The organism is Providencia sp. UF-224 (assembly GCF_058245955.1).
The window spans coordinates 90,045-96,144 of the sequence record NZ_JBSICC010000017.1 but is presented as its reverse complement, the minus strand read 5'-3'; the positions used below and the strand labels follow the sequence as shown (position 1 = coordinate 96,144).

Below are 6,100 nucleotides of genomic sequence, written 5' to 3'. Positions count from 1 at the left end.
AAGTGCTTGAGGCCTTAGGAGCATACAAAAGTATGTGACTAAGGTGAAAGCGCGAAGCCAACACCCCTACAAATTTAAGTATGACGGGTATAATGGGTATTATGAAAAAAGGTACATTCTATCAACTTGCACACCCTTCACCATCATCTGAACTTGAAGCCCACGAATGGTTAGCGTGTGAGCTTGCGGCGCAAATGTGGCGTCATGGGAAGCGGGTTTTGATTGCTTGTGAAACACAGCAGCAAGCCGAGAAAATGGATGAAGCCTTGTGGCAACGTGACCCTCATCAATTTGTGCCTCATAATTTGGCGGGTGAAGGCCCTCGTTATGGTGCGCCTATTGAAATTTGTTGGCCTGCAAAACGAGGCAATACGCCGCGTGATATTTTGATTAATTTACAATCGCAGTTCGCAGATTTTGCAACTGCTTTCCATGAAGTGATAGACTTTGTACCTATTGATGAAACTTTAAAACAGTTGGCGCGTGAACGGTATAAAACATACCGTAGCGTCGGCTTCAATTTGACTATGGCGACGCCGCCAACTTACTGAATATAAAGACGATGGAAAAGAAACCTGATAGCCCAATGAACGAGCCTTCGCTCGACAAAACCTATAACCCCGCAGAGATTGAGCAGAACCTGTATGCTCATTGGGAGAAAAGCGGTTATTTTAAACCTAATGGGGATACCACCCAAGACAGTTTCTGTGTCGTCATTCCACCACCGAACGTCACTGGTAGCCTACACATGGGGCACGCTTTCCAGCAAACTATCATGGACACCATGATCCGTTACCAACGTATGCAAGGTAAAAACACCTTATGGCAAACGGGTACTGACCATGCGGGTATCGCAACTCAAATGGTCGTTGAGCGTAAAATCGCTGCGGAAGAAGGCAAAACTCGTTACGATTACGGTCGTGAGCCGTTCATCGATAAAATTTGGCAGTGGAAAGCAGAATCAGGCGGCACTATTTCCCAACAAATGCGCCGTTTAGGTGACTCTGTTGATTGGGATCGTGAACGTTTCACGATGGACGAAGGCTTGTCCAAAGCGGTTAAAGAAGCTTTCGTACGCATGTACAAAGAAAACCTAATTTACCGTGGCAAACGCCTCGTTAACTGGGATCCAAAACTGCATACCGCAATTTCTGACCTTGAAGTTGAAAACCGCGAAATCAAAGGTTCCATGTGGCACCTGCGCTACCCTCTGGCTGACGGCGCAAAAACGGCTGAAGGCAAAGATTATTTAGTGGTTGCAACCACCCGCCCTGAAACCATGTTAGGGGACACCGGTGTTGCGGTTAACCCAGAAGATCCACGCTATAAAGATTTGATTGGCAAAGAAATCATTCTGCCAATAATCAATCGCCGTATTCCTATCGTCGGTGACGAACACGCGGATATGGAAAAAGGCACAGGTTGTGTAAAAATCACGCCTGCTCATGACTTTAACGACTACGAAGTGGGTAAACGCCATCAGTTAACCATGATTAACATGATGGACTTAGACGGTAACGTCCGTAATGAAGCCGAAGTTTTCGATACTAACGGCCACCCATCTACTGCGTATAGCTGTGAAATTCCTGAAAACTACCGTGGAATGGAGCGCTTTGCTGCGCGTAAAGCCATTGTCGCTGAATTCGATTCACTGGGTTTATTAGTTGAAGTTAAACCTCACGATTTAACCGTACCTTACGGTGACCGTGGTGGCGTAGTTATCGAACCAATGCTGACTGACCAATGGTACGTGCGTACTGCGCCTTTAGCGAAAGACGCTATCAAAGCGGTAGAAGACGGCCGTATCCAGTTTGTTCCACGCCAATATGAAAATATGTATTTCTCTTGGATGCGCGACATTCAAGACTGGTGTATTTCTCGCCAATTGTGGTGGGGTCACCGCATTCCTGCGTGGTATGACGAAAAAGGCAATGTCTACGTCGGTCGTGATGAAGACGAAGTTCGCCGTGAAAACAATTTAGCCGCGGATGTTGCACTGCGCCAAGATGACGACGTACTGGACACTTGGTTCTCATCCGGTCTTTGGACATTCTCAACCCTTGGTTGGCCAGAAAATACCGATGCACTGAAAACTTTCCATCCAACGGATGTATTAGTCAGTGGCTTCGATATTATTTTCTTCTGGATTGCCCGTATGATCATGATGACCATGCATTTCATCAAAGATGAAAACGGCGAGCCACAAGTGCCATTTAAAACTGTCTACATGACAGGTCTTATTCGTGATGAAGAAGGCCAAAAAATGTCTAAATCCAAAGGGAACGTTATCGACCCACTGGATATGATTGACGGGATTTCGTTGGAAGACCTGCTGGAAAAACGCACAGGCAATATGATGCAGCCACAACTGGCTGAAAAAATTGCTAAACGCACTCAAAAAGAGTATCCAGAAGGTATTGAAGCACACGGTACTGACGCCCTGCGTTTCACCTTAGCAGCACTGGCTTCAACGGGCCGTGACATCAACTGGGATATGAAGCGTTTATCTGGCTACCGCAACTTCTGTAATAAGCTCTGGAACGCAAGCCGTTTCGTGCTGATGAATACAGAAAACCAAGATTGCGGCCAAAACGGGGGCGAAATGAGTTTCTCATTAGCCGATCGTTGGATCATGGCTGAGTTTAACCAAACAGTTAAAGCCTACCGTGAAGCGCTAGATACCTATCGTTATGATATCGCAGCAAATATTCTTTACGATTTCACATGGAATGAATTCTGTGACTGGTACTTAGAGCTGTCTAAACCAGCGGTTCATAAAGGGAATGAAGCTCAAGTTCGTGCGGCACGTTTCACACTAATTGAAGTGCTTGAAGGCTTACTGCGCCTTGCGCACCCTATCATTCCGTTTATTACAGAGACTATCTGGCAGCGCGTCAAAGTGGTTAAAGGCATCGAAGCCGATACCATTATGCTACAAGCGTTCCCGGAGTTTGATGCAGCGAAAGTGGATGAGCTGGCACTCAATGACCTTGAGTGGATCAAAGAGGCGATCATTGCAGTGCGTAATATTCGTGCTGAAATGAATATCTCTCCAGGTAAACCGCTGGATGTGATGCTGCGTGGCGCGTCAGCAGATGCACAGCGTCGCGTTGAAGAGAACCAAAACTTTATCAAATCCATGGCTCGCCTTGCGACAATCCGTGTTTTAGCGGATGGTGAAGAAGCGCCAGTGTCTGTGACCAAACTGGTTAACGGTGCTGAGCTGCTGATCCCAATGGCAGGCTTAGTCGATAAAGACGCAGAATTAGCGCGTTTAGATAAAGAACTGGAAAAAGTGACGAAAGAAATCGACACCATCGAAAGCAAGCTGGCTAATGACGGTTTTGTCAGCCGTGCCCCTGCTGCGGTTGTCGAAAAAGAGCGTGAGCGTCTTACTGCAAATATTGAAGCGAAAGCGAAAATTGAAGCACAGAAAGTGACTATCGCCTCTTTATAATAATTGATTAATCAATCAATTTGGCAGCCCTTATTCGTTCACGGATAAGGGCTTTTTCTTGCCTGTTAATTCGCGTATTATCAAATAACTGCGTTCGCAGTTCTCAGATTGAAGTGCCCTTCAGGTTCTCTCTACACTGAGTTGTACACAATAATAATTAAGAGTTTCACATGACAACACAAAACTACAACGTTCGTCTTATCGAACAACAAGACAATGCAGGGATCGCAGCAGTGATCCGCGAAGTTTCCGCAGAACATGGCTTAACAGCAGACAAAGGCTTCGCAGTAGCTGACCCTATTTTAGACACCTTATTTGAAGTTTATAGCCAGCCACGCAGCGCATATTGGGTGGTAGAAATGGACGGGGAAATTGTCGGGGGTGGTGGCGTGTCACAACTGGCAGGTGGTGATAACGAAACGGCTGAGCTACAAAAAATGTACTTGTCTTCTGTCTTACGTGGCAAAGGCTTAGCGAAGCAAATCGTCCTGATGTCGTTAGAGTTTGCAAAAGCACAAGGCTATACTCGTTGCTATTTAGAAACCACAAAAGAGCTACAAGCAGCCATTAAGCTGTATGAAAAATTAGGCTTTGAATTTATTGATGAAGCCCTTGGCAGTACGGGCCATAGTGACTGCGAAATTCGCATGTTGAAAGCACTGTAGTTCTGTCATTAACAAAAAAGGATAGTATTTAACTATCCTTTTAAGTATTTGAATGATACGACTAACAATTAATGAACGCGATCTTCTGGTTCGATATCGTCACCGTCTTCATCATCATATTCTGCATCTGGATCTTCGAAATACGTGCCCCAACCATCGTAATTGACGCCCATTTTCTCAGCCAGTTTCATTAATTGGTCAACTTGTGCATCAATTAACTCTGCATTTAATGCGCTTTCGCTGATCACATCACAGCACATTAGCGTTTCACCCGTTTCGATTTCGAGCTCTTCCGCATCCGTCACTTCATAACCCAATTTGAACGCTTCAACTGCGGCTTTTTCTAATAACGCAAAGTTATCCGCAGAAAAGTGATGCTCAATGGCATACAGTGCATCAGGATCGCTGCCATCTTCCAGTAATTCTTCGATAATTAGACGAGTTTCTTCGTACTGCGCGTCGAGTTCCGCTTTATCAACCATATCCACACCCCTTATTCCATTATCGCTATTCTCTGCGCCATTCTCCCATAGGGTTAACAGTGAAACCATACCTTTCAGAATAATTCTTTTTCATTGGGGGTTGATTTTGAATTTTTATGAATATAAATTGAATATTAATTCAATCAAAAAAGGCTGCATTTTATGAACCCCCTCTATAGTAAGCATTTTCTAAGGTTATTGGATTTCACCTCTAGCGAAATTCATTCATTGTTAAAGCTCTCTGCCTGGTTAAAATCAGAAAAAAAAGCAGGCACAGAGCCCCCCCTTCTCGCAGGGAAAAATTTTGCCCTGATCTTTGAAAAAGACTCCACTCGGACCCGTTGCGCTTTCGAAGTTGGTGCCTTCGACCAAGGTGCAAGAGTCACCTATTTAGGGCCTTCTGGCAGCCAAATTGGTCACAAAGAAACCATGAAAGATACGGCAAGGGTCCTCGGCAGAATGTATGACGGTATCCAATATCGGGGTTTCGCGCAAAGCACCGTTGACGTACTAGCCGCACACTCGGGAGTGCCTGTATGGAATGGACTAACTAATGAATTCCATCCCACACAGTTATTAGCCGACCTGCTGACCGTTCAAGAGCACCGACCAAACACCCCATTTTCTGAAATTAAATTTGCATACTTAGGCGATGCGCGCAATAACATGGGCAATTCCATGTTAGAAGCTGCTGCACTGACAGGACTAGACCTGCGTTTAGTCGCACCTAAAAGCTGTTGGCCTGAACAGGAACTGGTTGATACCTGCCAAGAAATTGCCAAAACGACAGGGGCAAAAATCACGCTTACCGAAGACGTTGCAGAAGGGGTCAAAGGCGCTGACTTTATTTATACGGATGTGTGGGTGTCGATGGGTGAAGCTAAAGAGGTTTGGGCGCAAAGAATTAACCTGTTAAAGCCGTATCAAGTCAATATGGATGTGATTAAGTTAACAGGTAACCCTAATGTGAAGTTCCTGCATTGCTTACCAGCATTTCACAATGAAGACACCACGCTCGGCGCGCAATTGGCGAAGGAATTCAATATGTACGGTGGGTTAGAAGTCACCGAGGAAGTGTTTGAATCCCCTTATAGCATTGTTTTCGACCAAGCAGAAAACCGTTTACACACCATTAAAGCTGTCATGGTAGCCACATTAGCACCTGAGTTACCTGTCAATATTTTCTAAGCTTAACTCCCTCAACGCTAGCTATTGTGTTGAGGGAGTAACAACTCCGTATTGAATCAAAATATCCCCTCCCAAAATCCATATAAGGTTTTTATTTTAATATTATTTACAGTTTAAATAACTTAACAAATTTAACTTATTTAAAAAATAATTAACTGTAAAAGATATCAATATTACTTACGTAATTAAACGTGTAATTAGAAAAACAATATTAAGTATTTATGCTAAAAATTAAAAATAATTAATCCATAGTGGTTTAAAAAAAGAATTTAACCTTATATTAATCATCACACCAAAATTAAATTTTT

Annotated in this window: 5 protein-coding genes; 4 read left to right on the top strand and 1 reads right to left on the bottom strand. The window is 44.1% G+C overall.

All coding sequences use genetic code 11. The annotated features are described in order from the left end of the window. The first annotated feature begins 101 nt into the window (after window positions 1-101). The 3 genes from AC4IFO_RS15850 to AC4IFO_RS15840 all read left to right on the top strand — a co-directional run bounded on the left by AC4IFO_RS15850 (window position 102) and on the right by AC4IFO_RS15840 (window position 4,122). Window positions 102-551 (top strand): DNA polymerase III subunit chi, encoded by a 450-nt coding sequence (locus tag AC4IFO_RS15850; RefSeq protein WP_490735764.1) that lies wholly within the window; start codon window positions 102-104, stop codon window positions 549-551. A 35-nt stretch (window positions 552-586) separates the two neighbouring features. Then, the gene (locus tag AC4IFO_RS15845) at window positions 587-3,457 is read left to right on the top strand and encodes a valine--tRNA ligase (RefSeq protein ID WP_353244094.1); all 2,871 of its coding nucleotides are present in this window, start codon (window positions 587-589) and stop codon (window positions 3,455-3,457) included. A gap of 170 nt (window positions 3,458-3,627) precedes the next feature. Further along, window positions 3,628-4,122 (top strand): GNAT family N-acetyltransferase, encoded by a 495-nt coding sequence (locus AC4IFO_RS15840; protein ID WP_490735762.1) that lies wholly within the window; start codon window positions 3,628-3,630, stop codon window positions 4,120-4,122. 68 nt (window positions 4,123-4,190) lie between these two features. Here AC4IFO_RS15840 and rraB read toward each other — a convergent pair whose 3' ends face one another. Next, window positions 4,191-4,604, bottom strand: coding sequence for a ribonuclease E inhibitor RraB (gene rraB / locus AC4IFO_RS15835; RefSeq protein ID WP_353244034.1), 414 nt, complete (start codon window positions 4,602-4,604; stop codon window positions 4,191-4,193). A gap of 162 nt (window positions 4,605-4,766) precedes the next feature. On the opposite strand from rraB, the gene argF reads away from it, so the two are divergent. Continuing rightward, a complete protein-coding gene (gene argF / locus AC4IFO_RS15830) occupies window positions 4,767-5,792 on the top strand; it encodes an ornithine carbamoyltransferase (protein ID WP_490735759.1) in 1,026 nt (341 codons plus the stop codon). Window positions 5,793-6,100 lie beyond the last annotated feature (308 nt).

Bases quoted from the DNA above. Each gene is read 5' to 3' on its own strand.
- AC4IFO_RS15850 (WP_490735764.1), top strand. From the start codon at position 102: ATGAAAAAAGGTACATTCTATCAACTTGCACACCCTTCACCATCATCT.
- AC4IFO_RS15845 (WP_353244094.1), top strand. From the start codon at position 587: ATGAACGAGCCTTCGCTCGACAAAACCTATAACCCCGCAGAGATTGAG.
- AC4IFO_RS15840 (WP_490735762.1), top strand. From the start codon at position 3,628: ATGACAACACAAAACTACAACGTTCGTCTTATCGAACAACAAGACAAT.
- rraB (WP_353244034.1), bottom strand. From the start codon at position 4,604: ATGGTTGATAAAGCGGAACTCGACGCGCAGTACGAAGAAACTCGTCTA.
- argF (WP_490735759.1), top strand. From the start codon at position 4,767: ATGAACCCCCTCTATAGTAAGCATTTTCTAAGGTTATTGGATTTCACC.